The sequence below is a fragment of the Treponema vincentii genome (genome assembly GCF_010365865.1).
Classification (GTDB): domain Bacteria; phylum Spirochaetota; class Spirochaetia; order Treponematales; family Treponemataceae; genus Treponema.
The window spans coordinates 2,130,115-2,156,164 of the sequence record NZ_CP048020.1 but is presented as its reverse complement, the minus strand read 5'-3'; the positions used below and the strand labels follow the sequence as shown (position 1 = coordinate 2,156,164).

The following is a 26,050-nucleotide window of genomic DNA, read 5'->3' as shown; positions in this document are numbered from 1 at the left end:
TGTTAGTCTTTATTTACAATGAAGATAAGGAAATATCTAAGATGCGTCAAGTCAATCTCTTCTGCAAGCCGCATGGAATAGATATAATCGCTTTATGGAAAAATACGATGAACTGCTAAAACGTGCGCACACTGTGCTTAAAACGACATTCGGTTACAATGAATTCCGTCCGATGCAGCAAGAAGTGATTGCCTCCGTGCTGTCGGGGTGCGATACGCTTGCGGTTATGCCGACCGGCGGCGGAAAATCGTTGTGTTATCAAATCCCTGCGCTTTTGTTCGGCGGCATTACGCTTGTTGTTTCTCCGCTGATTTCACTCATGCAGGATCAAGTCGCTTCTCTTGTAGAAAACGGTGTGAGCGCAGTTTTTTTGAATAGCTCGCTTGAATGGGGTGACTATCTCGATGCAGTGCGGCGTATTAAGTCCGGAAGTGTTAAACTGGTATACCTTTCTCCGGAAGCGCTTGCGGCGGAGCGCACACAGTCTATATTGCATGACGCAAGCCTACCGGTCAGCTGCATTACCATTGACGAAGCTCATTGCATTAGCGAGTGGGGGCACGACTTCCGTCCCGATTACTTGGCAATTTCGAATATCCGTGCGCAGTTTAAGGATGCGGTTTTTCTTGCGCTTACGGCAACGGCAACCGCACAGGTACAAAAAGATATTACGGCAAATCTCCGTATGAAAACGCCGGAAGTTTTTGTCGCTGGTTTTAACCGCGCAAATATTTTTCTTGAAGTACGCCCTAAGAGGAATGCGCTGCACGAGGTTACCGCCTGTCTTGAAAAGCACAGCGGAGAAAGCGGCATCATTTATTGTTTTTCCCGCAATCAAGTTGATAAGCTCACCGAAAAGCTCAAGGACTCCGGCTATTCGGCGCTCAATTATCACGCAGGGCTTTCCGACGAAGAGCGGAGAAGTCATCAGCAGCAATTTATCCGCGATAAGGTACGGATTATGGTTGCGACGGTTGCATTCGGTATGGGAATTGATAAACCGAACGTCCGCTTTGTTATCCATTATGATTTACCCAAGTCGCTCGAAGAATATTATCAGGAGATTGGACGAGCAGGACGCGACGGTCTTGCCTCTCACGCTCTGCTTTTATACAGCGCAGGCGATGCACATAAAATACGCTCATTCTTTGAAGAGGCAGCGGACAGCGCCAACTCCGAACGGCTTTTACAGGCAATGCTCAGGTTTGCGTCCGCTCGGACATGCCGCCGTCATTTTCTATTGTCGTATTTTGGGGAGCGGTTTGTTCCGGCGGCAGCTAACGAGAAAGCCGAAAATGCTGATGCAGAACCGGAAGACATCGGCGGTGAAAACGAAAACGCTTACGGACAAAGATGTCCCTTTCCGTGCTGCGATGTGTGTTCCGCACCGCCGCCTCCGCTGACAGATGTTACCATCCCGGCTCAAAAGTTTATGAGCTGTATTTACCGTACGCAATCGCGGTTCGGACTTTCGTATATTGTCGATGTGCTGCTCGGCTCAAAGCAAAAGCGGATTATAGAAAACGGGCATGATAAAGTTTCAACATGGGGAATCGGGAAAGAGCTTTCAAAAGAGGATTGGTTTGCGCTCTCCGATGCGCTCATCTATGCGGGCCTTGTCGAAAAAAACGGTGATTACAATGTGCTCATTATAACCGAGAACGGTAAACGGACGCTTGCATCCCGCGCAAAAATCGAACTTCCGATCGAGCTTATCGGGCAGAGTGGGATGAATCAAGCAGTATCTAAAAAGACCGGTATTGACTCTAAAAAGAATGACACTGCGCATAAAAAAAGTGAATATAAGCGAGGTGAGTTTTTGCGCACGTTGAATGAAGATGATACAATGTTGTATGAAGCGATAAAAGACTGGCGCAAACACGCTGCCGAGGAAGAAAACGTTCCGCCCTACGTTATATTCGGAGATAGAACAATCGAAGACCTCATCCTCAAAAAGCCGCGCACGGTACGTGAACTGCTGAACGTATTCGGTATCGGCGAAATAAAAGCAGAAAAATTCGGCTCGGCGCTTTTGCGTCTTGTGGAAAACACGGGGAGGTAGCAGTGGGTGGGCAAAAAGAATTTGCGAAGAAGAGGAGCAGGCTGCTGAAAAATCGTTTTTTAAAATACAGCAGTTAAGGAAATCTTTAGATTTTGAAACTTCTCCAATTATTTCGTAAATCGCAACACCTTGAAATACGTGCTTATACGTGTTATAATCATATCATAAGGTGATGCTATGACAGCAGATGAGATTATAAAACTATTAAAAAAAGCCGGTTATGAAATTACTGCCGGGGCAAAACACGATAAAGCAATCCATAAAGAGACAGGTAAAATGATTGCGATACCTCGGCATAAAGGTGATATTCCGACTGGAACAGCGCATAATATTCTCAAAGAAGCAGGTTTAAAATAGTACAAGGAGGCATAATATGAAATATACATATCCCGTTATTTTTGAATACGATGATGGAAAAATAGGTGTAAGAGTTCCTGATATTTCCGGCTGTTTTACATTTGGAGAAACAATCACGGAAGCAATAGAAATGGCAGAGGATGCCATAGCTATGATGCTTGCTCATTATGAAGATCATCGGCAACAGATACCGAAACCGAGTGATATATCCAAAATCAAAATAAAAAACGGATTTGTGAATTATGTAATAGCCGACACTGATGCTTGGCGCAAACAGTTTTCTGAAAAGGCAATAAAGAAAACTGTTACTATACCGGCATGGCTCAATTATAAAGCGGAAGAAGCCGGGGTTAATTTTTCACAAGAGCTACAAAACGCATTGAAACAGCGGTTGCAAATTGCATTGTAATTTTATTCGTGCGGAGAGGTTAATCCCCGACGCTTGCGTCGGGGCTGTTGCTTGTAATAGTAAAAAAATTAAAAGTAATCGTATTAATCAAAATTTTCCTAGTACGCTTCCCCGTCCGGTAATCGCCTCATGATGTATGATGCCATCTCCCGACAAGGCGCACCGTAATCGGGATGGTGCAAATAAGCCCGACGCTTCCGGCAACTGCGCGCAGTACTTCGGAGGCTAAAAGTTCGAGGTTGATGATTTCGGTAAAGCCGTTAGAAAATAGAATGAATAGCAGCAGTACCGGAATGGAGGTACTGACGTATGCCAAAATCAGTGTGTTCGACATTGAGCCGATAATGTCTCGGCCGATATTCATACCGGATTTTATCAGTTGCTTTTTTGATATGTCGGGGCTTACGGAAATAATCTCCCACATTGCCGATGAGATGGACATTGCCACATCCATCACCGCGCCGAGCGCACCGATCATAATACCTGCAAACAACAACCCCTGATAGTCAATCCTACGGTGCTGCGGTATAAAGGCAAGCATTTGTGCGTCCTCGTTTCCAAGCCCTGTCAGCATGAGTATCTTACCGGCAATAAATGCGAATACCCCTGCAATGATAACTCCGCCGATTGTACCTATGATGGCTGTATATGTTTTTTTATTGTTGCCGCTGATGATCAGCAGCGTGATAACCGTCGCAGAACTGCATACGGCGAGCGCCAATAAAATCGGGTTAAAACCCCGTATAATGCACGGGAGAAAAATACCGAAAATAAGACCTACGGTAATGCCGAGCGTAATCAATGCTTTGAGGCCGTTTTTTTTGCCGACGATAATAAGCGCCGCTGCAAAGATTACTATGAGCGCATAGACTTTTGTGTCCCGTGCACGCTCGTAGATTTTTAAGTTTATTATCTTTCCGGTTTCTTCATCTTCGTCCACCTGCAGTATCATTTTTTCATGGAGCCGGAAGATAAGCCGGTACGGAATTGCCAGTTCAATAGTGTTGCGGACGGTATACACTTCGCCCTTATGCTTGCCGGTTAAAATTTCTATTTTTAAATGCTGATACCGAAAGTCGGATTCAATCGGAACATCCGGCCTGCTTTCCGCAAGGTCATCATATACGATTTCAATGACGCGCGCTTTTACCACCTGATTCTTCGGCAGATTAAGTTGCGTGTCGTAATATTCCGCCAATCCGGCATCTTTTGAATCGGTGTCTGCCTCTGCAAATACGGGGATTTGCGCTGTAAGCATAGTTGTAAGGATGAAAAAAAGGAAAATACAAAATCGTTTGATTTTTTGCTGCATGACGAATACCAAAAAGAAAAACAAGCAATGCATGTGAACATACATTGCTTGTTCCATTGTGTATAAGGACTTCCTTTTAATTTTTGCTGATATCTTTGATGTAATCCGGAGCCTTCGGCGTAATAGTCTTTGCCGCTTTAATTTCGTCGATTAGGGCATCACGAATCGGAATATATGTTTCGACGACGTTCGTTGCCTTCGAGAAATCGTATTTATCACCACCGGTAAACATAAAGTCATTGACAACAACCTTATATGTTTTGTTCATATCGAGCGGAGTTCCATCGGCTAATGCGATAGAAGTGACTCTGCTTTCAAAAGGTTTGGTGCCGTCGTATTCAACCTTTAACCCCGCAAACTGTCCGTCTGTGATATTCGGGTTCATAATACCGTGATCAATTGCCTTTTTGATTTCCGCTCCGCTAAGGTCGAAGGTGACTAAGAAATTGTCGAACGGCATGATTTCGTACAGATCGCCGACGGTAATATTTCCCGCTGCAAGCGTTCTGCGTAATCCGCCTCCGTTCTGGATAGCAATATCGGCTTTTCCAACTTTCCGTTGTACTTCTGCTGCCCATACGCCGAGCAAGGTATTGCTGCCCTTATCCTTTCTTTCATGGGTAAACTCACCGGCTGCGGTACCGATTACTTTGCTCAAGATCGGTTTTAAGTCTGCATCGTATTTCGCATAAATAGCTTTTCCAGCTTCATCCTCGACGATAGTGTCTTTGTGCTTCCAAATTTCATCAAGGGTAGGAGTGATCGAAGCGATATTTTTATTTTCATCAAAGGTGATGCTGAGTTTTCCAACTGCGCGTCCGTAGCAGTAAGCTTGCATAATCGGCATACCGTCTACAGCGCCCTGTACCGGTCGATGGCTGTGAGCTGACAATATCGCGTTTAAGCCCTTAATTTGAGCAAGCGCGACTGCATTTCCAGTGATTTCTTCACCCTTCTGATCGGAATCTATGTGAGTTAATGCGATAATGGCATCCGGTTTCCCTTCTTTTGCTTTTCCGGCCAATAGGTAATCAACCCATTGCTGTCCGGCTTTAACGGGATCGGTAAACTCTAAACCGCTGACATGTTCCGCTTTTGTTAAACTGACCGTATCGGGATGAGCTAAACCGACAAACGCAATTTTATAACCGCCTTTAGTGATAATCGCGTACGGCTTTGCCCACGAGACAGGCTTCTTGGTGTTTTTGTCGACGATATTTGCCGCCAAGAAGGTAAAATTGCCGTCTTTCTGCCATTCCTTCATGTGCGTTACGCCCCAGTCGAATTCGTGGTTTCCGACTGCGCATACCGATACGCCCATTGCCTTCATCATTGCGGAAACCGGTGCACCGTAGGTCAAATTGGAAATTGCAGTACCTTGATAGTTATCACCGCCTGCTACGACAATCGTATTCGGGTTTTCCCTTTGTGTGGTGTGCACATAGCCGAGCAGCTTTGCCATACCGGCATTTTTTCCTTTACCGGGACGGGCATCTTCTGCAACGTTACCGTGGAAGTCGTTAAACAAGATCACATCCACCTGATTAGCCGGCGCTGTTGCTTCAATAGCGCTGTATTGCATCGGTACGGGTGCGGGAATATGTTCCGGCTCAGTCGTTTTACACGACGAGAACAGCATAAATACAGCCGCCAATGCAACAAACAGCGTTTTAAAAACCTTTTTCTGCGTCATTTGCATACTCCTTGTACTTTGTAGTGTAAAACGGATACAGAAAAAATGCAAGGAAAAAAGAGAGAAAAAGTTATAAGGAAAACCTCTATAAACCATGGCGTAAATAAAAAGATATGACGCTGTTGTATAATGATTGGATTTCTTATGTTAATTAAGAATGATATGCTGTATAATACCGCATATATAGGAATAAACATGAAAATAAATGAAGTGCTTAAAGATTTACAGCTCAATTGGCAAACAGAGCTGCAAAAAGATGAATGGTTTTTTGCAAAAGCACGGGATAAAATAGATACTGCATTTACTGCAGAAGATGCCTTTAGCGCTATAATGGAAGTTGTGTTTTTTATACAGTCTGAAACAAACCCCTATTTATGTACCGAATGTATTGAGCTTTTGTATTCACTTATACGAAAAAGTGATACCACAGAAATCCCTAAAGGCTTCCTTCAAAACCTTTATATTTTGAAGGAAAAACTCGCAAAAGATATGTACTCATTAAATATCTTACAAGAAATTGAGGCTCACTATAGAATATGAAGGTCGTTTTCGGCCAAAGAAGCTGATACAATCTCTAACGTTACAGATCGCGGCTGCGATGGAAAAGCCTTTCTATTTAATCAGCGAATAAACTATCAATTTGATTACTATATAACGACGTGATCTTATAGCGCATTACATCCTGCTTTGCCGAGAGTTCTACGCCTGCTTCAAAAGGTTTGGCAAGGAGTACAAAACGATTGATTCGTTCAAACAGTTTAAAGCCGTTTTCATGGTTTATCAGCGAAGCGATCTGTCGCTCAAAAAGTTTCTTGATTTCCGGTTTTGCCAGCAGGTCTTCAAATGAGTCTGCCAATATCCCTTGCTCTGCCGCATAGCTTTTAACCTCGGTTTCGTCTGCGACAATGAGTGCGCCTAAAAAGCGCTGATCCTGCCCGAGAACTACGGCTTGCGCGATGAATGGTGATTCCTGCAGCTTCATTTCAATCGGTACCGGCTCGGTATTTTCTCCGCCGCGTAGTACGATCGTATCTTTTTTTCTGCCACGTAGGATAAGTTCGCCGTCAAGCGTTTTTAATCCGAGGTCGCCGCTGTCGAACCAACCGTCCTTGTCGATGACCGCATCGGTTAAATCCTGCCGCTTGTAATACCCCTTCATAACGCTGGTGCCGCGGATCATTACGGTACCGAGTTGACCTACCGGCAGCTCTTTCCCGTTGTCATCGACAATCTTTACCGTCGTACATGACAGCGGCTTCCCGATAGTACCGAATACGGGGCGCCCGAGTGGGCGAACCGACACAACCGGTGCCGTTTCGGTTAAACCGTAGCCCTCGGTAACGCTTACACCGATAGCCCAGAAGAACGCGTCGATATTCGGCGGTAGTGCCCCTCCGCCTGAAACCCCTTGCCGGAAGCCGGTGCCGAGTTTGGTACGGATCTTTTTAAACACGAGCACGTTACCCAGCGCGTAGAGCGGCAGGGAGAAAAGATACGGTATAAAGGAAATAATAGGACGGGTGATCTTCGTATAAAAAACAAAATGAGGATTAAGCCCTTTAACATTCCGTGCATGGTGTGCATGGAACAAGCCTACCGCGACAAAGAAGTTGAACAGTTTTTGCTTAATACCGCCTGCCTGCTTCATTGCCTTAAAAACACCGGTATAGACGGACTCCCAGATACGCGGCACCGATGGGAACAGCGCCGGATTGGTTTTTGCGATATCTGCAAGCAAGATGCTTCCCACCGGTTTGGAGTACACCATCCCCGCGGCGGAAGCTAAGATAACGTATTCGCAGAGTCGCTCAAAGCTATGCCATACCGGCAGTACCACAATGGCCTTTTCGCCGGGATAGAGGATAACCCTCGTTTTAAGGTCATCCAGCTGCACAATAAAGTTTTTATGCGTCAGCATAACGCCCTTAGGTTCGCCTGTCGTACCGGAGGTAAAAATGATCGTAGCAACTTCCGTATCGCTGCCTTTTTCCAGCTCCTGTTCAACCGCTTCGGGGTGTGCTTTTCGATATCCCATACCCCGTTCGATAATCTCATCATAGCTGTACATTGTAAAGCGGGAAGTGTTGCCCTTTGTTTTGAGCTCTTCATCGTGAATATCGAAAGGATCAAACACAATGAGCGTTTTGAGCAGCGGAAACTGCTGCTGATTTTTCAGAATTTTTATAAATTGATCCCGATTTTCTATGACAGCAGCCGTACATTCGGCAAAGGACAAAATACGTATCAAATCCTGTTCGGTTGCATCACAGCCGCGCGGAACATCGGCTGCTCCGATCGTCATAATCCCCATGCTGGCATGGTACCACTCTTTCCTGTTATCTGCGATAAGGCCGACTCTGTCTCCCCGCGTGATGCCGAGGGATAACAGTCCGCCTGCAAAACTCAATACCCGATCAAAAACATCAGTGTAGGAGAGCGGATTAAAATCGCCTTGCTCATTCTTGGAATATTGAGCGGCAATATTCGGATATTTTTTTGTAATTTGTTGCAACAATTGCGGCATTGTGATGTCGTTCATGCCAAAACGCTAGCATAAAAGAAAAAATCAGTCAAGCTGGATAAGAGGGTAACCTCATCAGACATTTTGGAGCATATCCCCGCAAAATAAAGAGGATGTTCAAGACGTATGATTGACGGCAAAGAGGTTTCCTCTTACAATAAATAACAGGAGCTAACGATGGATGATTGTATTTTTTGTAAGATTATTAAAGGCGAAATTCCGTGCATGAAAGTCTATGAAGATGAATACACAATTGTCTTTATGGATATTGCAAAAGATGTTGACGGTCACATGCTGGTCGTCCCCAAAAAACATGTTACAAATATCTTGGATGCGGATGAAGCAACGCTTCATCATGTAATGGATACGGTAAAAAAGGTTGCCAACCATTGCGTGACTGACTGCGGATACGAGGGTGTCAATATGCTCAATGCAAATAATCAATGTGCAGGGCAGACGGTCTTTCACCTGCATATACATTTGATTCCGCGAAAATCAGGTGATGCCGTGCCGAGCTTCCCGAAATTCGGTGGTGCCGTACACCCGCTCGAAGAAACCTACAAAAAGCTCAAAATCTAAGAGTATCAGGGCAACCGCATTGAAAATATTTTTAGCGGTTGCCTTCCTTCTGTTCGAAATTTTACTTAAAATTTCGAACGGTTTGTTTTAGAAGAAGGACAAACTGCATCAGACAATATAGATCAAAATCGTAAAATAAAGAGGTTAGGTAGAACAAATGCTTTTTGAAAACAGACGGTACAGATACAAGGCGCGAGTACAAATTAACCGCAGACGTATCTTTGATACGTTGAGGATTAATTTGTGCGCAGCAACGAAGTAGATGCACCGTATATTTTCAAAAAAATTGCAGTATTGACAAAACTCATATTATATGAATAATGCTTCAAGCATGAGTGCCGATGCGGTTAGTCTTTGTGCTTATGCAAAGATTAACATTCATCTAAAGGTTCTGGCAAAAAGAAAAGACGGCTTCCATAACCTCGAAAGTATTTTTCAGCGTATTTCAATAGCGGATTATCTTTCTCTAGAAAAGTCGAGCGATTCACGTAGTTGTACGGTTGAATCCCCTTTGATGCCTTTACCGGTGGGCAACACTTTAACCGAAGCGTGGAAAGCATTTTGTAATGTGTCGGATGTTGATACCGGTGTTCGGGTGCGGCTGATAAAAAATCTCCCTGCAGGGAGTGGTTTGGGGGCAGGTTCTTCCGATGCGGCCGCTTTGTTGAAAGCGGCAAATGAGCTTTTTGCGATGCCGTTGAGCGATTCCGAGCTTACAACACTCGCCTTACAGGTTGGAAGCGATGTGCCGTTCTTTCTAAAAAGTTCGGCAGGAATTGTTACAGGACGGGGTGAGGTCTTTGAACCAATACGGGCTCGTACTGATTGTTTCGGCATATTGATTTGGCCGGATGTACAGAGCTCAACGAAAGAAGCGTATGAACTGCTGGACAAGCAAAAAGAAGCGTTATCCCACGAGTGTGAGGCGTGGGGATATGAAAAGCTTGCTGCACAGTATACGGCTCCGTTTAAAACATGGCGTTTTGTAAATGATTTTCAGCCGGTGCTTGAGCAGCGCTACCCCGTTATCGGTCGTGTGCGTAAAGAGCTTTACGAACAAGGTGCAGCATTTGCACAGATGAGCGGGTCGGGTTCGGCTGTTTTCGGATTGTTTAGCTCTGAGAGCCTTATGGCTTCCGCTTTCCAAGTCTTGGCAAAAAGATGGAGCTGGTGTAAACCGTTCCTTTTACTTGCCTAAGAATACTTTGCGGTGTATAATAAGTCTACCGTAAGGAGGGGCATAGTATGACAATCACTGATGTCCAAATTCGGAAGACTGTAGCTGAAGGCAAATTAAAGGCTTATGCAACCGTTACCTTTGATGACTGCTTCGTATTGCACAATGTGAAGCTGATTGAAGGAGAAAAGGGTGTTTTTGTTGCGATGCCAAGCCGCAGAACGAAGACCGGGGCGTATAAAGATATTGCGCATCCGATAACGCCTGAATTCCGATCGGTACTGCAAGAAAAGATACTTTCCGCATACGAGACTTCTGCTGAAAGTTGAAATCGGCGTTATGCAGATCGGTTTGTAAAAGATTTGGAAATTGCTGTACGTAAACGTACAGTTTTTTATAATGGGACGTCGGCAAGTGGTAAGCCAACGGCTTTTGGTGCCGTCATTCCGTAGGTTCGAATCCTACCGTCCCAGTCTGAAGGAAAGACGGATTATTTTGTTGCAAAATAATCCGTGTTGACTTTATATGAATGTAAATAGAAAAAAAGGGGCTTTTCGTACGGAAGGAGCCTCTTGTTTGCTTTATATGCAAAGGAGTTCCTGATTATGGAAGAGAGAGTTTTGACAGCCTGTCGTCGGACAGGTTTTGGAAAAGCTGCTGCTGCAAAATGCCGTAGAGCCAATCGTTTACCCGCTGTTATTTATGATAATGCCGGTCGTTCAACAGCTATTGAAGTTCCCTATCGCGATTTTGAAAAATTATTCAAAACAGTTACTGAGAGTACCCTTATTACCGTCAAGGTTGACGAGAAAGACGAGTTTGAAGTTTTTATCAAAGATTATCAATATGATATCGTAAGCGATAAAGTTTTCCATGCTGATTTCTATGCCGTTGAACGCGGCCAACTGTTGCGGACTAAAATTCAGATCCGACTTTCAGGATCTCCTGAAGCATGCCGTCAAGGCGCTGTTTTGGAAACCGGTATTGCGGAACTTGAAGTTGAATGCTTGCCGCGCGACTTGCCTGAACGAATTGTTGTCGATGTTGAAAAACTCGGTGCTAACGAAGCAATTCACGTTCGTGATATTAAAGTTCCCGAAGGCGTTAAAATTTTAACGGATGCAGATTTGGCGGTTGCAATGGTTAAATTTGCTAAAGAAGAAGCTCCCGCACCCACAGAAGAAGCTGCTTCTGCAGAGGGTGCCGCACCCGCGGATGCTGCGACCCCGGACGCAAAAGCCTAATTTTCTCATTACAGTGCAGGTCTTACACCTGCACTTTTTTTCTGTTCTTGTCTTTTCCTCAAAAACATTTTATTTTCTCATTGTATGTATTCTCATCCGCTTATCGATGCCGTCTTTGATAATCTTAAATCATTTTTGACACATAACCCGAATAGTTTCCTTCTTACGTGTTCAGGCGGTGCGGATTCTACGGCATTGCTATTAGCTTTTCATCAATTACAGACGCGGCTCCACTGCCGATTAACCGCCGTTACGGTTAATCATAATATCCGCAGTGCGGAAGAAAGCGCTGCCGATTCAGCCTTTGTCGCCGAATTGTGCAGCCGTTTAGAGCCGCCGGTACCCTGTGTTATTGCGGAAATCCCCGCCGGAGAAGTGGCGCGTTATGCAAAAGAACGCAATCGTGGAATGGAGGATGCCGCACGTACGCTTCGGTACCGGCTTTTTGAAGAAACCGCCGCTTCCGTTGGTGCCGACTATATTGTAACGGCGCATAACCGCAGTGATGTATATGAAACGGCACTGATGCGGCTCGTCCAAGGCGGCAACACGGCGAGTTTATCCGTAATGCCGATACGGCGCGGACGGTATTTACGCCCGCTTATTACAGTAGAACGGAGCGATATAGAAGCCTTTTTACGGCAGCAGGGTATCGTATGGCGTGAGGATTCCACCAATGCGGAAGATACGTATCTGCGCAACCGAATCCGGCACCATCTAGTACCGGCATTGGCTGCGACCTTCGGCGGATGGCGCACCGGATTGGATAAAACTTTGCAACGGATAGCCTTGGATCGTTCATTTTGCGAGGAATCGCTGGCCACTGCGCGCGAAACCTTTACCGGTATGGCCGACAATGCAAGCAGCGTGGCCGACGCGGCAAATTGGGCGCAATGCAAGCACGGTGCGCTTGTAATCGCGGCGGATTTCTTCGATTCGCTTCATCCTGCGCTGCGGCTCAGGGTACTTGAACAAGGGTGTCGCCGGCTCGGTATCGGGACACGGGTTCCGCTTGGCATACTCCTTCGGCTTTCATCCGAATGTGTGGCTTCTCATATGGAAAAGCAACCGGATACTCGATCAAAGATTACTGCTGCCGGCGCTCTCCGCTTGGAACGCCGCGGTGATCGTATCCTGCTTTTTGACAGCACGGCCTATCTTACGCTGTATAATCAAAAGTCATACTTTCTTACTATTCTGCAATGCGGCGAGTATGCGTATCCTTTGGGGCAGTTGGTAGTTTATCATACGGCCGACGGTATTTTTGTACGAGATAGCGAGGATAAAAGCAACGGAGTAGGTCCTTTTACACTTCCCATTTCCGTTAGGTCCGGGCGCGGCAGCGATCGGATTCAAATGAAATCGGGGAATTTAAAAGAAGTAAAAAAAATTTTAAATGAGTGGCAGGTTGATTCACTTGCTCGCGAACTTTTGCCGATTATCATAGAGGACACTTGTATTTGGAGGCGTACTCGTATACGCGCCTTGTATGGCAGCTTCCTTGGATATAAAAACTGGTTTGTGGAGGAACAATAGAATGCTCAAGACTATAAAGCGGATCCTTTTAATAGAAACGCTGCTGGTATTTTTACTACCTGCAACGGCAGTGTATTCGCAAACGGTAAACCGTGAATTACAGCAAATGAATACCTCGTATGCGCTGCAATATTTGCAAAAGGCCGCCGCGCTCTATACCGATGCAAACTATGCGGAAGCTCTTGAATATGTCGAAAAAGGCATGACGTTTGACGATTCTTTTGCAGACTTCTTTTATTTAAAGGCTCAATGCCTTATTCAGTTGGACGGTATACGCGCACAAAGTCTTGATGCTGCGGAAGCGGCTCTGACGCAGGGATTAAAGCTGCGTATCTATAATCGGAACCAGCTCGTTTTACTCCTTGCCCGCCTTTATACTGAAACCGAACGCTATAATGAAGCACTTCAAGTATTGGATTCACTTGCCTTCGATTCCGCCGACCGTGACTTTTACCGCGCTTCTGCGCTCTATGGGTTAGGGCGTGACGGGCAGGCGCGGGAGGTAATCGAAACTGCGTTAAACCGTTGGAGTTTTGACGTTCGGTTCCCTCGGCTATTCTTTTTACAGGAGCGGGATAAAGCGATGACCCGCGCGGGGAAAAAACTTGCCGACTCTCTTTTGCAGCAACTCTATGTCTGGATTGAACAGGAGCCGTCGCTGGCAGTGTATGCAGCTCCCTTTGACCCTAACCCGCAGGAAAACAGCCGCCGTTTAAAAGTGTACCGTAATATGCATGCGGCAGACAGCGAAAAGCTTGATGCACGGACGCAGCTTGCCGCGGTGCTCGCGGAGCTCCGGTACGGCGTTATCGATGAAAAGGTCGCCGTCAAAGAATTTTTTGGTACCACTGTTGCCGACCACCTGCCTCAAACGGCAAATATTAAAGCACCCGTGTCCGCCTTGTATTCCGATCAGCTTATCGAGTTATGTCGGCTGACCGGCACGGATGCTATGCGAAAAGAGATTGGCAATCGTCTTAAAATCTTTAGCGGCGTACTTTTAGAGGACGATAACGGTGACGGCATCTCTAATGCGGCTGTTTTCTTTGAACAGGGACGCCCCGTATCGGCCTTTTTCGATCTGAATCAGGATGAGGTGTATGAATATCGGATACAGTGCAATTTCGGCGCCCCCGATCTTATTGTTACGGCGAAGAACGGTTATGCCGTCCAATATGACAGCTATCCGGCAGTACATTCTATTGTGCAAAAGGCGGAAAAGCGGGAGTATATCATGCGTCCGCTTGCACTTCGATGGGAGCCGGTTGCTCAGACCGAACTTGATTTAAGACTGCGCGATACCGATGCGGAAGCTCCGGCTTTCTTTACGCTGCGGTTACGCAACAATGCCCGCCTGCTGCAAGAGCATGATTTTATCTTTTCGGTGTTATACAGTGAAGAACCTTCACCGTTTGATACAAATGCGGTTATGCGGATGCACTTTGAAGATGGCCGGATTATTTCGGCTGAAATAAAGACGGGGACGCAAACGCTTGCGCTTGCTCGGTACCGGAACGGCGTACTTGCACAAAAAGAGTATGACTATGACGGCGACGGATTTTTTGAAGTGCTGGAGCAATATGGCAAACAGGGAAAGCTCGATAAGATTTCGGTTGATATCAATAAAAATAAGTTGTTTGAATATTACGAACTCTACAAGACGGATGGGACGGTTATAAAAAATTGGGATGAAAATGAAGACGGAACGCCGGAAATTCAGTATACGCAGTTTCCGTCGGGAAATGCTCAGACGGTGTGGAAACATCGGTATTCGGGGCTGCCGGTGTCGGTATACTATAAAAAAGGAATCCCGGAACGCTTGACTATCGGCAAAACGAGTATGCCACTGATAAAAGATCCTTCATATAATGTATATTGGCTCGAAATGCGCCCCGCTTTTTCCGATAAAGTCGCTGAAAAACTGACAGCGTTGTTCAAGGATACCGATTCCGATGTGGAAGCGCGGACGATATTAATCGGAAGTTATGAGCTCTATGCCGTCCGTTCCGAAGGCGCTGTGTTTGTTCAAATGTTGCGCATTCCCGATCGGGCAGCTCCTGTGAAAGTTGAGGGACAAAAGTGAGATTGGGTCGGTTTTTGTATAACATATCCGCACTGATTGTACTTTTGGTTACTTTCGGCGCCTGTACCTCTGTTACACCCTCTTTTTCTCAAAGTGTCAATTACGCGGACGGTCGCAGCGTAACACGGGAGATTGAAGCTGTTCGCGGCCTTATCGCAGAAAAACCGCTCGATGCCCTATTGCGGGCAAAGCGTTTAACGCTGTATACCGAACGTACCGATGAAATAAACACGTTGTATCAAGACTCCAAAAGCGCTGTTGAAGAATTGTTTTTTAAGGCTGTCGAAAACGGTATATGGGATGAAGCGCTCAAAATATTCCGATCGCTCACCGTATTAGGGCATACGCCTGCACAGTGGAGTGAGGAAAAACTCGTGTCAGCGCAGCGGGATAAATGGAAAGAAAAGAAATTTGATGCGCTAATTCAAGATACTGTCCGATTATCCGACGGAGTACATGATGCGCCGTCGTTGGAAACGGTTCGAAAGATGATGAAAGGAACTGTAACGGTGTGGGTTGACCGCGGTATGACGATTGAAAAAGGGTTGGGGAGAGCCGACCGGATGATCGGTTCGGGCTTTTTTATCGACGCTAACGGCTATCTCATTACAAACTATCATGTTATTCAAAGCGAAGTTGATCCCGAATACGAAGGATTTTCCCGTGTGTACATTAAGCGTGCGGAAAATCCTACGGTGCGGATACCGGCAAAGGTAGTCGGCTGGGATACGACATTCGACCTCGCGCTTCTTAAAACGGAGATTAATCCCGAAGTGTATTTTCAGCTCGGCTCTTCGGAAGACTTAAACATCGGTAGTAGAATCTATGCGATCGGCTCGCCCGCCGGATTGGAACAGACGCTTACTTCCGGTATTGTGTCGGCGCAAAACCGGCGGCTTCTGTCTTTAGGCAGCGTATTGCAGATCGATGCGCCCGTTAATCATGGTAGCTCAGGCGGGCCGATTATCGACGAGGCGGGCAGGGTACAGGCAATTGTGTTTGCCGGTCTTGAGCGCAACGAGGGCTTAAACTTTGCAATACCGGTGGAACTGCTGCGGCTTATCTTGCCTCAGCTCTATGCAGGCGGCGAAACCGTTCATGCATGGATGTCCTGCTATGGGGTTTCCGTAAAGGAGTCGCCGCAGCAGGCGGCAGGAACGGAACTGGTCTATGCAGTGCCGGGATCGTCTGCGTCTGTTATTCCCGCCGGTGCCGTTATTACTCATCTGAATGGTCGGGCGGTTCCCAGTTTGGAAGCACTGCAGGCCGAACTGATGCGGTTGAGCGCCGGTACTATCGTTAAAGTTTCAGGCTATGCACCCCTGCATACTTCTTCTACAAATGATGCTCGTTCTTCCGGTTCGGACGCCGATACGGCAGGCACTACCGGAAATGCAAACGTCAGCACTGCTCCCGATGCAATCGGTAGCTCGGGTAATAGCGCGGTCGGTACCGCACATATCAGCACCGGCGATACGGCGGGCGCTACGAGTGATGCCGCCGACAATATGGGCGGGGCGGAACGGAAGGAGCACCGTTGGGAAAAAACGCGGCAGGATTGGTATGTACAGCTGGAAGCCCGCCCCGAACAGCCAGCCGAGCTGGTGTATCGTAAGGATAGTCGCGCGCGGGCTATGCTGCCGGCGTATGGAATGTATCTTGAAAGCGCCGGTGGAAAAAAATCTTTTCGGATAACGGAAGTTATTCCCGGCAGCTACGCCGATGAAACAGGTTTTTCCGCCGGAGACTACCTTGAAATCCATAAGATGGAAGTGCAAAAAGCCGAAGAAGCCCTGTTCACCCGGATTTATACCAAACGCCGGAAGTCCGCCTATCTCGATACCTTTATGGACATCTGGGCATACCTAGACAATCCGTCATACTTTTAGAAATAAAAGCAACCGCATGAGAAATATTTAAAGCGATTGCTTTCTTCTTATGCCTTATGCGAAATTTTATCCAAAATTTCGCATTTTTTTCAACAGATGGGAAAACACATCAGGCAGAGTAAATCGGAATTGCAGAAGAATTGAGGCTGTGAGACCATTTGAACCGCGAAGAGGTTCAACTCTGGTTGAACAGCCTCAATTCTTCTGCGGGGTTGCTAAAAAACAGCCTGATGTGTTTTCCTTAGTCGGTTACGTATTGTTTATAGTCTCCGTAGCCGGCGGCATCCATTTCTTCGTAGGGAACAAACCGCAGTGATGCTCCGTTGATGCAATAGCGCAAGCCTGTTTTATCCTGCGGGCTGTCGTCAAAAACGTGGCCTAAATGTGCGCCGCCGGTTTTTGAGGTAACCTCAACTCTGTTCATACCGTGACTGCCATCGGGCGTAAAATCAACCGCCTGCGAGGTAATCGGTTTGGTAAAGCTCGGCCATCCGCAGCCTGCATCGTATTTATCGCTCGAAGAAAAAAGCGGCTTTCCCGTAACAACATCAACGTAAATTCCCTTTCCTTCAAACTTATCATACTCGCTGGTAAACGGTCGCTCGGTTGCTTTCTCCTGTGTTACACTATATTGCAGCGGTGTCAGCCGTTCTTTAATCTGTTTTGCATCAGGTGCTTGGAATTTTGCTTCATCGTGGAGCGGTACGGAGGCAAGGTTTAAGTTGATATGGCAGTAGCCGTTGGGATTTTTTTCAAGATAATCTTGATGATAGTCTTCTGCCAATACGAAGTTCCGCAGCGGTTCCGTTTCTACTGCAAGCGGGCGTGCATACTTTGCCTGCATCCGTTTTAGAAACGCTTGAATAACCGGTGCATCTTTTTTATCGGTGTAGTAAATGCCGGTACGGTATTGCCTGCCGACGTCATTTCCCTGCTTATTTACGGAAAGCGGGTCGATAATGCGGAAATAGTGCTCCAACAGCTCTTCGAGTGCGATAACGCCGGTATTGTAGGTTATTTTGACGGTTTCGGCATGATCGGTGCCATGTATGCGCTGATAATCGGTTGTATCGGTTGTGCCGTTCGCATATCCGGTATCGGTTTCAACGACGCCTGCAATCCGGCGGAAGTATCCTTCAACACCCCAAAAGCAGCCTCCGGCCAAGTAAATCTCTTTTATGTTTCCTGCCGTTACCATAGATGAACCTCCGTTTCCGATGTTTTTCGTTGGCTGTGTGTTACTTTCGTCTCGTAGTTTGTGCTTTTCTTCGGCTTGTGCTTTCCCGCAGCTGCAGAGAGCCAGGGCAATGCAGAGTGGTACCGCTAAATGAATACGTTTATGAACCATAATTTTTTAGCTCCTTGTTATATTCGATTGGAAATATCCGTTCGGGAGGTCGGTATGACCTACCAAACGGTAGTCTTATAATGAACAAAAAGCTATAATATTGAGTTACAAATTCGTAATTATTCCTGTTTTTTTTCTAAGGATTTTAAAGCGTTGAGCGCTGCTTTGGAATCCTGTTGTGCGACGGCAATCAGTTCGATGATATTCGGGTATTTCGCCAGAAAGTCTCCCCATTTTGTCAGCCGATCTATCTGGAACTGCTCCGATGCTGCGTATTGTGCTTCTTTTGCGGCTGTTTCCGCCAAAAGCATTTCGCGCTGTTGTTCATACGTGTTATAAGCTTGTTCCGCAATCTTATAGGTATGGATATCGGGAATGGTGAGTTTCGTTAAAGTAACAGCTTCGACGGAGAAATCTTGACCGATTGTTTTTACAAGTTCGCCTCTGAGCTTTTCTGAAAGCAGATGATAATCGGTTTTTACTTGCTGATATTCGTAGGGATTGTCGATCAGTTCCGAAATATAGCGATACATAATTGTTTGCAGTATTGCACGTATATGCGAATCGATGTACGATTCAAGCGCTTCCTGCGTTTGTATGGTATTTTTTTCCACAACCGGCACCAGCTGTTCGGCTTTCAGGGTAACGAGAGCATCGATACCAAACGCCCATGAAAAATCATCTTTTGTATTCAATACTTTGGCGTATCGGTCTGCCGACGGGAGCATACCGTCTGCCGCATAATTTACTTGCCGCGGCGTAAGGTCAAATACCAGTATCTGTGCATTTGTGGGAACAATCCGCTCCCATCGCCAGGTAAAATTCCCGGGCATAATCGCTTGGGGATAATATCCCCCCGACTTCGACAGCATGATACCGTATTTCCCTGCAGGAACCGAAAATTGTGTCCACCCGAAAAAGAACACCGATGTCGCGCATGCGAGTACAATTACCGTGATAATACATACCTTCTTCATATTTATCCTCTTCTGCTGGTTAGACTTTAAACTTGCCTACTTCTTTTGTTAGATTTTCAATACTTCGTTTATTCTTCTGTGTTATGTCATTTACTTCTTGAACGGCATTATTGATCTGTACTGCTCCCGCAGCCATTTCGTTCATGCCATCAGTGATGATGCGGGTAAGATCATCGAGCTTCCGCATTTCTTCTGCGACACTTTCCCCTCCTTTCAGCATCTCCTCGGATCCGGCTTGTACCTCCGTAGTCACCATATTGATATTCTTAATAGCAGCCAGTACTTCTTTGCTGCCGTTCTCCTGTTCGCGCATTGCGTGGGTAAGTGTATCGCTCATATCTTTTACTTGCCCGGCTAAATGAAAGATAGCATTGAATTTTTCTTCTACGGTTTTGGAAGAGGCGGAAAGCGTCTCGATTTCACCGCTGAGTGTTTTAAGCGTCGTTGTTATGTTTTTTCCTTGCATGGCGGAATCTTCCGCTAGCTTTCTAATTTCATCCGCGACAACGGCAAAACCCTTCCCCGCCTCTCCCGCATGAGCCGCTTCGATGGCTGCATTCATTGCAAGCAAGTTTGTTTGTGATGCAATATGCTGAATAACACTTGAGGCTTCCATCAGCGAACCGGATTCTTCGGCAATTTTTTGTGTTACGGTATTTGACGTTACGAGTGTTGTTTTACCGTCATCGGTTGCGGTTGCGAGGCTCTTTACCGCTCCGTTTGCCTTTTCGAGCGTACCGGTAATGGACGCGATATTTGCTACCATTTGCTCAATCGAAGATGAAGACTGCGCAACGCTCGTCGCTTGAGTTTGGATATTGCTGTTAAGTTGTTTTATGGCACGGATAATTTCTTCAACGGTTGCTGCCGTTTCGGTAACGCTTGCCGCCTGCGTGAGTGCTTGTTGTTTAACGCCTTCGATATTGGAGCTGATTGTATTTACTGCACTTGCAGTTTGTACCATATCACTTGCAAGCTTATTACCAATAGCTTCCATTTCGGCGTTGCTTATTCCGATGGATTTGATCGAATTGCCGATTTTCTCAATGGTTTGGTTAAAGTATTCGGACATGTCGGTCACTTCATCATTACCCGTAATCGGTAGTCTGACCGTTAAATTTCCTTCACCTTGCGAGATATCTTTTAATGCATAGACTGCTGTCTGAACAGGTTTTACCAATTTAAGAGCGACAAAATAGACGATGATAAGAGCCGTTATAAATATACAAATACCGATAGTCATCATTGTGATACTCATCGAATTGACTGTCCCCATAAATTCATTATAAGGCGCATTAACAACAATCGTCCATCCTGAGATATTGCTTTTTGCGTATGCGGCTATTTTTGAAATTCCTTTATATTCATAATGACCAATAGCAGGTTTTTGCGCTTTTAGAGCAATTTGTTCAAATGTTCCGAGGCTGGCCAAGCTTGTATCGGTTTTCCCCGACTCGGAAGCATTAAACAGCGACTCCACTAAAGAAGCGTCCCTATCGGCGATGGTAGTTCCCGTTAAACCGATAATATAACAAAACCCGCTTTTGCCGACGGCAATATCTTCGATATTTTGTGTAAGGAGCAATCCGCTGACATCTGCCGAAAGAACGCTGTGTACATGATGGGTTTCGTCGAATATGGGAACTGCAAGCGTGATGACAAGTGTTCCCTTGGCTCGTTCTCTATACGGTTCTGAAATAAAGGGGGTTCCCGAAAGGGCTGTTTGGAACCATACCCTGTCGCCTACTTGAACGGTATTTCCCGCATAATAGAATGTACCATTGGGATCGGTTATATCTAATTCAATAATTTTACTGTTTGCTGCAGCCTCTTCTTGTAAGAGTACAACTCGTTCTTGATACGAATATGCGGGGTCGGTTAAAAAAGGCATACGGGCAATGCCGTTAAGGAATTGATAGAGTGCGGTTATTCTTCCGTCGATAATATTCGCAATGTCTACCGCTTTGTCTGTTAAATGTGTTTCGACTCTCTCGGTTACGGCTTTGCGTGCGATGTGAATAGCAAGGACTGCCTCTGTAATGCCGGCAACTACTACCAAAAGACCGAAAATAAGGATGAGCTTATAGCGGATTGGAAACCGTTTCGGTGCTGTTTTTTCCATAAGGGTAGGGCTCCTTTCCAAACGTGGGTGTAATTTTGTATCTACATGATCCGACTACATCGGATGTATTTTAGTCCTTTTGCTTATGGCTGTCTATGCTTCTGCATGGTAATACGACACTAAATGTTTAGAATAGTCTTGATATTGTCGGTCATATAAAAATAAATTTATTTATTTTCTTGACAACTCAATAGAGGCATTGTAAGATTAAACAATACCGGAATGAGTATGAACATCATAATTCGCTATATCAATATATATAAGCAGTTAGTGTTTTCATTTATAGATTTATCGATAGATGGATAAGTGTGTTTACTATTGATTGACGGAATGGTGGTTGCGCTTTTTTCGGTGTATGTAATATAAGGAGGCACTGTAACATGAAAATTATTTTTTATGGCGTACGTGATGTCGAACGGCCTATCTTTGAGGCGGTAAATAAGAAATTCGGGTACGAAATGACGTTAATTCCCGAATATTTAACCGACGAGGCGACCGCCAAAAAGGCAGCAGGGCATGACGTTGTCGTATTACGCGGAAACTGCTTTGCGACAAAGGAGCGGTTAGATATCTACAAAGAGCTTGGCGTTAAATACGTATTGACCCGAACGGTGGGTGTTAACCATATCGATATACCATACGCAAAAGAACTAGGCTTTAAAATGGCTTATGTGCCGTTTTATTCTCCAAATGCAATCGCGGAACTGGCACTGACTTTGGCAATGACGCTATTGAGGAATGTTACCTATACCGGAAACAAAACAAAAGATAAGAACTTTATCGTCGACAAGCAGATGTTCTCGCGCGAAGTACGGAATTGTACGGTCGGTGTACTCGGATTGGGACGAATCGGTATGACGGCAGCCAAACTGTTTAAGGGCTTAGGCGCAAATGTTATCGGTTTTGATATTTTCCCGAAAACCGGGGTGGAGGACATCGTAACGCAGATGTCTCTGGATGAAGTGCTTGCAAAGTCCGACATTATCACGCTCCATGCTCCGTATATTAAGGAAAACGGGAAGATCATCACGAAAGAAGCAATTGCTAAGATGAAGGATAACGTCATCCTTATTAATACAGGACGGGGAGAGCTTGTCGATACCGATGCGCTGGTCGAAGGGCTGGAAAGTGGAAAGATATATGGTGCAGGTATCGATACGTTGGAAAATGAGGTTGAAATTTTCTTTAAAGATTTCAAAGGTAAGACCTTGCCTGTGCCTGCTTTCGAAAAACTGATCGATATGTATCCGAAGGTTATCATTACGCCGCACGTAGGTTCCTATACCGATGAGGCTGCATTGAATATGATCGAAACAACTTTTGATAACATAAAAGAATATCTCGACACCGGAGATTGTAAAAATAAAATCCAGTAATTCGCTGCATAGTGTGCTACAGTAAATGCATCTGTATGAGGAGGTAATAAAGATGATTACATTTACGTTTGATATGTATCTAACGTTGGGACTGGCGATCATACTGTACCTGTTGGGAAGCGGTATTAAAGCAAAAGTCGGGTTTTTGCAGAAATACTATATTCCTGCGCCGGTTATCGGAGGAACGCTGTTTTCAATTGTAATGTTGATAGGCCATAATCTGGGACTGTTTACATTTACTTTTGACGGAAATTTAAAGAATTTCTTTATGGTTGTGTTCTTTACCAGCGTCGGATTTTTGGCGAGTGTTTCCGCATTGAAAAAGGGCGGCATTGCAACGCTCCTGTTCTTGGCCGCAGCGGCAGTGCTCTGTGTTGTGCAAGACGGTGTCGGCATCGCTTTGGCAAAAGTGTTCGGGCTTAATCCCGGTATCGGTTTGGCGGCGGGTTCAATCCCGTTGACAGGCGGACATGGTACGTCGGGCGCTTTCGGACCTTATTTGGAAGAACGGGGTGTTTCAGGCGCTACGGTTGTCGCAATTGCCTCGGCAACGTATGGCTTGGTAGCAGGCTGTTTACTCGGCGGGCCGATTGCAAAACGCTTAAAGGATAAGCACAACCTTGTGTGCAAAGAAGGAAACGCAAAAGAGGCTCAACAGCAAGCTGAGAATGAAGAGACTCTCGCTCAGAAAGCTACTATGACCGAGAAATCTTTCTTTAAAGCAGCTTGTATGATCGGTATTGCAATGGGTGTCGGTGGTCTTATTACGCCGCTTATTAAAAAAGCGGGATTGTCTTTGCCGGCATATCTTATTCCGATGCTTCTTGCTGCTATTATGCGTAATATTGTAGATGCAACGCCTAACAAAACGCCTATCGACGAAATCGGTATTATCGGAAGCGTATGCCTTTCCTTCTTCTTGGCTATTGCATTGATGTCAATGAAGTTGTGGGAGTTGGCAGACTTGGCAATTCCGCTTATCGTTATCCTGCTGGTGCAGACGGTTGTTATGGGCTTGTTTGCCTATTTCGTTACTTTCAACCTTATGGGACGGGATTACGATGCAGCGGTTATGGCAACCGGCCACTGCGGTTTCGGTATGGGAGCTACTCCGAACGCTATTGCAAACATGGAAGCCTTTACTTCCGTAAACGGTTTCTCGACGAAGGCTTTCTTGGCTGTTCCGCTTGTAGGTTCGCTGTTTATCGACTTTGTTAATGCGTTTATTATTCAGACCTTTACCAGCATCTTCGTCGGATAATTTTGACGGGAACCTATCTATTGTGAGGGGTCTTCTAAAAATCGAACCAAACTTTTAGAGATACCCTAGAACAGATGAAAAGTGCTTTGCTGTCTCGACAGTGAAGCACTTTTTGTATTATGATAGTGATAAAGCTATTATCCGGGATGCTTTTTCAAGCTATTTATTCCTTATAGGAGGTATGAATGATCACAACAGAGTACATAAGCTTTGTTACGAGCTTGTTGTCATCTTTGCTTGGGCTTGGTATTGTGTTTTTATCTCTAATCTTCTTAGCGATTTACGTTATGATTGTTTCGAAAGTTATTTCGGGCTTAGAGAAAAAATTACCTACCAAACCTCAAGCAGCCCCTGCAACAGCGACCCCTACAGCCGTGAATACAAAGTCTTCAGCGGGTGCCGAAGCGGTAAAAGTTGCAGTTATTGCAGCCGCTATTAGCGAAGAAAGGCGCGAGCCTTTGAATTCGTTCGTAATTACGAGTATTAAGAAACTATAGGTCATAAAGAGAAGGAGTGTTTCGTATGAATTATGTAGTCACTGTAAATGGTGAAAAATATGAAGTTGAAGTGGAAAGAGTCGGGAGCGGCTCTTCATCTTTATCACGGCGTCCTCCAGAGCGGGTGTCTCGCGCCATTCAAGCAGCTCCCGTTGCTCAACCTGTTACCCCGCAACCCGCGGTACCTACGTCGGCTCCCACAGCTTCTGCCGGTTCCGTAGTCAGCCCGATGCCCGGCACCGTCCTTGATGTAAAAGTAAAAGAAGGCGATGCAGTTTCCGTCGGTCAAGTGGTTGTTATTTTGGAAGCCATGAAGATGGAAACCGAAATCGTATCCGAAGTTGCCGGTTCCGTGGCTGCTGTCAGGGTAAAGAAAGGAGATGCCGTCGATACTGATACCGTATTGGTAGAGGTTAAATAAGGGGCACTGCATGGAATTCATTAAGGTTATAGGGGCGATGATGCAACAATCAGGCTTTGCTGCGTTGACATGGCAGCAGCTTGTGATGTTTCTCATCTCGTTCGTTTTAATTTATTTAGCTATCGTCAAGCAGTTTGAACCGTTGCTGCTGTTGCCGATTGCTTTCGGTATGTTTTTGACGAATTTACCGTTAGCGGATTTGATGAAGGAAGCAGAGCCTTGGTATACGTCCGGTGTACTGCGGATTATTTATAGCGGTATCAAGAGTAACCTCTTCCCATGCTTAATATTCATGGGGATAGGCGCAATGACCGATTTCGAGCCGCTTATCGCCAACCCTATTAGCTTGTTGCTCGGAGCGGCGGCGCAGTTCGGCATTTATATCACCTTTATGGCTGCCAGTGCTTTACCGATTTTTACGGCAAAGCAGGCTGCCGCTATTGCTATTATTGGCGGCGCCGATGATCCTACTTCTATTTATATTGCAAACAACTTAGCTCCCGAACTGCTGGCGCCGATCGCCGTTGCAGCGTATTCGTATATGGCGCTGATTCCGTTGATTCAGCCGCCGATTATGAAGCTATTAACCACCAAAAAAGAGCGTGCTGTTAAGATGAAACAGTTGCGGAAGGTAAGTAAGACGGAAAAAATTGTATTCCCGATCGGAACGGTTTTATTTACCTCGTTGTTGCTACCTTCGGTTGCTCCACTGCTTGGCATGCTGATGTTAGGCAATATCTTTAGAGAATCCGGTGTTGTACAGCGCTTATCCGATACGGCTCAAAACGCATTGATCAATATTGTTACGATTATGCTTGGTGTTACCGTCGGCGCTACGGCAAACGGAGAGTTGTTTCTGCGAGTGCAAACGATTAGCATTATCTTTATGGGATTGTTTGCGTTCTGCATGTCGACGGTCGGCGGTGTTTTGCTCGGAAAGCTTTTGTATGTTGTTACCGGTGGAAAAATCAACCCATTAATCGGTTCTGCCGGTGTTTCCGCCGTGCCGATGGCTGCGCGTGTTTCGCAAACGGTAGGCGCATCCGAAAATCCGACGAACTTCTTGCTCATGCATGCGATGGGGCCGAATGTGGCCGGTGTTATCGGTTCTGCGGTTGCGGCCGGTTATTTTATGTTGATCTTTGGAAAGTAATAATGCAGAGGGAATACCGATGTTATCGGCGTT

At 45.8% G+C, this 26,050-nt stretch carries 22 protein-coding genes and 1 tRNA gene; 17 read left to right on the top strand and 6 right to left on the bottom strand.

What is annotated here, in order from left to right:
- The first annotated feature begins 94 nt into the window (after positions 1–94).
- From GWP43_RS10065 to GWP43_RS10055, 3 genes are all read left to right on the top strand, one after another.
- Positions 95–2,062, top strand: coding sequence for a RecQ family ATP-dependent DNA helicase (locus GWP43_RS10065; protein WP_162664041.1), 1,968 nt, complete (start codon positions 95–97; stop codon positions 2,060–2,062).
- Positions 2,063–2,239: 177 nt separating this feature from the next.
- On the top strand, positions 2,240–2,419 hold the full coding sequence (locus GWP43_RS10060; protein ID WP_016523350.1) for a type II toxin-antitoxin system HicA family toxin: 180 nt from the start codon (positions 2,240–2,242) through the stop codon (positions 2,417–2,419).
- Between the two features lie 16 nt (positions 2,420–2,435).
- Positions 2,436–2,828, top strand: coding sequence for a type II toxin-antitoxin system HicB family antitoxin (locus tag GWP43_RS10055; protein ID WP_016523351.1), 393 nt, complete (start codon positions 2,436–2,438; stop codon positions 2,826–2,828).
- Between the two features lie 127 nt (positions 2,829–2,955).
- Here GWP43_RS10055 and GWP43_RS10050 read toward each other — a convergent pair whose 3' ends face one another.
- Entirely contained in the window at positions 2,956–4,128 is a 1,173-nt protein-coding gene (locus GWP43_RS10050; protein WP_414162734.1) for a YibE/F family protein, read from the bottom strand.
- 88 nt (positions 4,129–4,216) lie between these two features.
- Positions 4,217–5,779 carry a 5'-nucleotidase C-terminal domain-containing protein gene (locus GWP43_RS10045; RefSeq protein ID WP_330997112.1) on the bottom strand — a complete coding sequence of 521 codons (1,563 nt, stop codon included), beginning with the start codon at positions 5,777–5,779 and terminating at the stop codon, positions 4,217–4,219.
- A gap of 249 nt (positions 5,780–6,028) precedes the next feature.
- On the opposite strand from GWP43_RS10045, the gene GWP43_RS10040 reads away from it, so the two are divergent.
- Positions 6,029–6,373 (top strand): hypothetical protein, encoded by a 345-nt coding sequence (locus tag GWP43_RS10040; RefSeq protein WP_162664039.1) that lies wholly within the window; start codon positions 6,029–6,031, stop codon positions 6,371–6,373.
- A gap of 76 nt (positions 6,374–6,449) precedes the next feature.
- On the opposite strand, the gene GWP43_RS10035 is transcribed toward GWP43_RS10040, so the two are convergent.
- The gene (locus GWP43_RS10035; protein ID WP_162664038.1) at positions 6,450–8,372 is read right to left on the bottom strand and encodes an AMP-dependent synthetase/ligase; all 1,923 of its coding nucleotides are present in this window, start codon (positions 8,370–8,372) and stop codon (positions 6,450–6,452) included.
- A 159-nt stretch (positions 8,373–8,531) separates the two neighbouring features.
- Between GWP43_RS10035 and GWP43_RS10030 the strand changes: the two genes are divergently transcribed.
- The 8 genes from GWP43_RS10030 to GWP43_RS09995 all read left to right on the top strand — a co-directional run bounded on the left by GWP43_RS10030 (position 8,532) and on the right by GWP43_RS09995 (position 16,862).
- The gene (locus tag GWP43_RS10030) at positions 8,532–8,933 is read left to right on the top strand and encodes an HIT family protein (RefSeq protein ID WP_162664037.1); all 402 of its coding nucleotides are present in this window, start codon (positions 8,532–8,534) and stop codon (positions 8,931–8,933) included.
- 313 nt (positions 8,934–9,246) lie between these two features.
- A complete protein-coding gene (gene ispE, locus GWP43_RS10025) occupies positions 9,247–10,131 on the top strand; it encodes a 4-(cytidine 5'-diphospho)-2-C-methyl-D-erythritol kinase (protein ID WP_162664036.1) in 885 nt (294 codons plus the stop codon).
- Positions 10,132–10,178: 47 nt separating this feature from the next.
- Complete coding sequence (gene spoVG, locus GWP43_RS10020; RefSeq protein ID WP_162664035.1) at positions 10,179–10,439, top strand: septation regulator SpoVG; 261 nt, start codon at positions 10,179–10,181, stop codon at positions 10,437–10,439.
- A 71-nt stretch (positions 10,440–10,510) separates the two neighbouring features.
- A tRNA-Gln gene (locus tag GWP43_RS10015) sits at positions 10,511–10,583 on the top strand.
- Between the two features lie 132 nt (positions 10,584–10,715).
- A complete protein-coding gene (locus GWP43_RS10010; RefSeq protein WP_162664034.1) occupies positions 10,716–11,354 on the top strand; it encodes a 50S ribosomal protein L25 in 639 nt (212 codons plus the stop codon).
- 84 nt (positions 11,355–11,438) lie between these two features.
- Positions 11,439–12,890 carry a tRNA lysidine(34) synthetase TilS gene (tilS, locus tag GWP43_RS10005; RefSeq protein ID WP_162664033.1) on the top strand — a complete coding sequence of 484 codons (1,452 nt, stop codon included), beginning with the start codon at positions 11,439–11,441 and terminating at the stop codon, positions 12,888–12,890.
- A gap of 1 nt (position 12,891) precedes the next feature.
- The gene (locus GWP43_RS10000; protein ID WP_162664032.1) at positions 12,892–14,973 is read left to right on the top strand and encodes a tetratricopeptide repeat protein; all 2,082 of its coding nucleotides are present in this window, start codon (positions 12,892–12,894) and stop codon (positions 14,971–14,973) included.
- Entirely contained in the window at positions 14,970–16,862 is a 1,893-nt protein-coding gene (locus tag GWP43_RS09995; protein WP_162664031.1) for a S1C family serine protease, read from the top strand. Before GWP43_RS10000 ends, GWP43_RS09995 begins: the two co-directional genes overlap by 4 nt.
- A gap of 241 nt (positions 16,863–17,103) precedes the next feature.
- Here the strand turns inward: GWP43_RS09995 and msrB are convergent, their stop codons facing one another.
- The 3 genes from msrB to GWP43_RS09980 all read right to left on the bottom strand — a co-directional run bounded on the left by msrB (position 17,104) and on the right by GWP43_RS09980 (position 21,309).
- Entirely contained in the window at positions 17,104–18,210 is a 1,107-nt protein-coding gene (gene msrB / locus GWP43_RS09990) for a peptide-methionine (R)-S-oxide reductase MsrB (RefSeq protein ID WP_162664030.1), read from the bottom strand.
- A 119-nt stretch (positions 18,211–18,329) separates the two neighbouring features.
- The gene (locus GWP43_RS09985) at positions 18,330–19,187 is read right to left on the bottom strand and encodes an SPFH domain-containing protein (protein ID WP_162664029.1); all 858 of its coding nucleotides are present in this window, start codon (positions 19,185–19,187) and stop codon (positions 18,330–18,332) included.
- A gap of 19 nt (positions 19,188–19,206) precedes the next feature.
- Positions 19,207–21,309, bottom strand: coding sequence for a methyl-accepting chemotaxis protein (locus GWP43_RS09980; protein ID WP_162664028.1), 2,103 nt, complete (start codon positions 21,307–21,309; stop codon positions 19,207–19,209).
- A 380-nt stretch (positions 21,310–21,689) separates the two neighbouring features.
- Here GWP43_RS09980 and GWP43_RS09975 point away from each other — a divergent pair, with 380 nt between their 5' ends.
- From GWP43_RS09975 to GWP43_RS09955, 5 genes are all read left to right on the top strand, one after another.
- Positions 21,690–22,685, top strand: coding sequence for a 2-hydroxyacid dehydrogenase (locus tag GWP43_RS09975; RefSeq protein WP_162664027.1), 996 nt, complete (start codon positions 21,690–21,692; stop codon positions 22,683–22,685).
- Positions 22,686–22,737: 52 nt separating this feature from the next.
- Complete coding sequence (gene gltS, locus GWP43_RS09970) at positions 22,738–23,946, top strand: sodium/glutamate symporter (protein ID WP_162664026.1); 1,209 nt, start codon at positions 22,738–22,740, stop codon at positions 23,944–23,946.
- A gap of 185 nt (positions 23,947–24,131) precedes the next feature.
- Positions 24,132–24,443 (top strand): OadG family transporter subunit, encoded by a 312-nt coding sequence (locus GWP43_RS09965; RefSeq protein WP_162664025.1) that lies wholly within the window; start codon positions 24,132–24,134, stop codon positions 24,441–24,443.
- Positions 24,444–24,468: 25 nt separating this feature from the next.
- Positions 24,469–24,864 (top strand): biotin/lipoyl-containing protein, encoded by a 396-nt coding sequence (locus GWP43_RS09960; protein ID WP_162664024.1) that lies wholly within the window; start codon positions 24,469–24,471, stop codon positions 24,862–24,864.
- 10 nt (positions 24,865–24,874) lie between these two features.
- Positions 24,875–26,017 (top strand): sodium ion-translocating decarboxylase subunit beta, encoded by a 1,143-nt coding sequence (locus tag GWP43_RS09955; protein ID WP_162664023.1) that lies wholly within the window; start codon positions 24,875–24,877, stop codon positions 26,015–26,017.
- Positions 26,018–26,050: the final 33 nt, after the last annotated feature.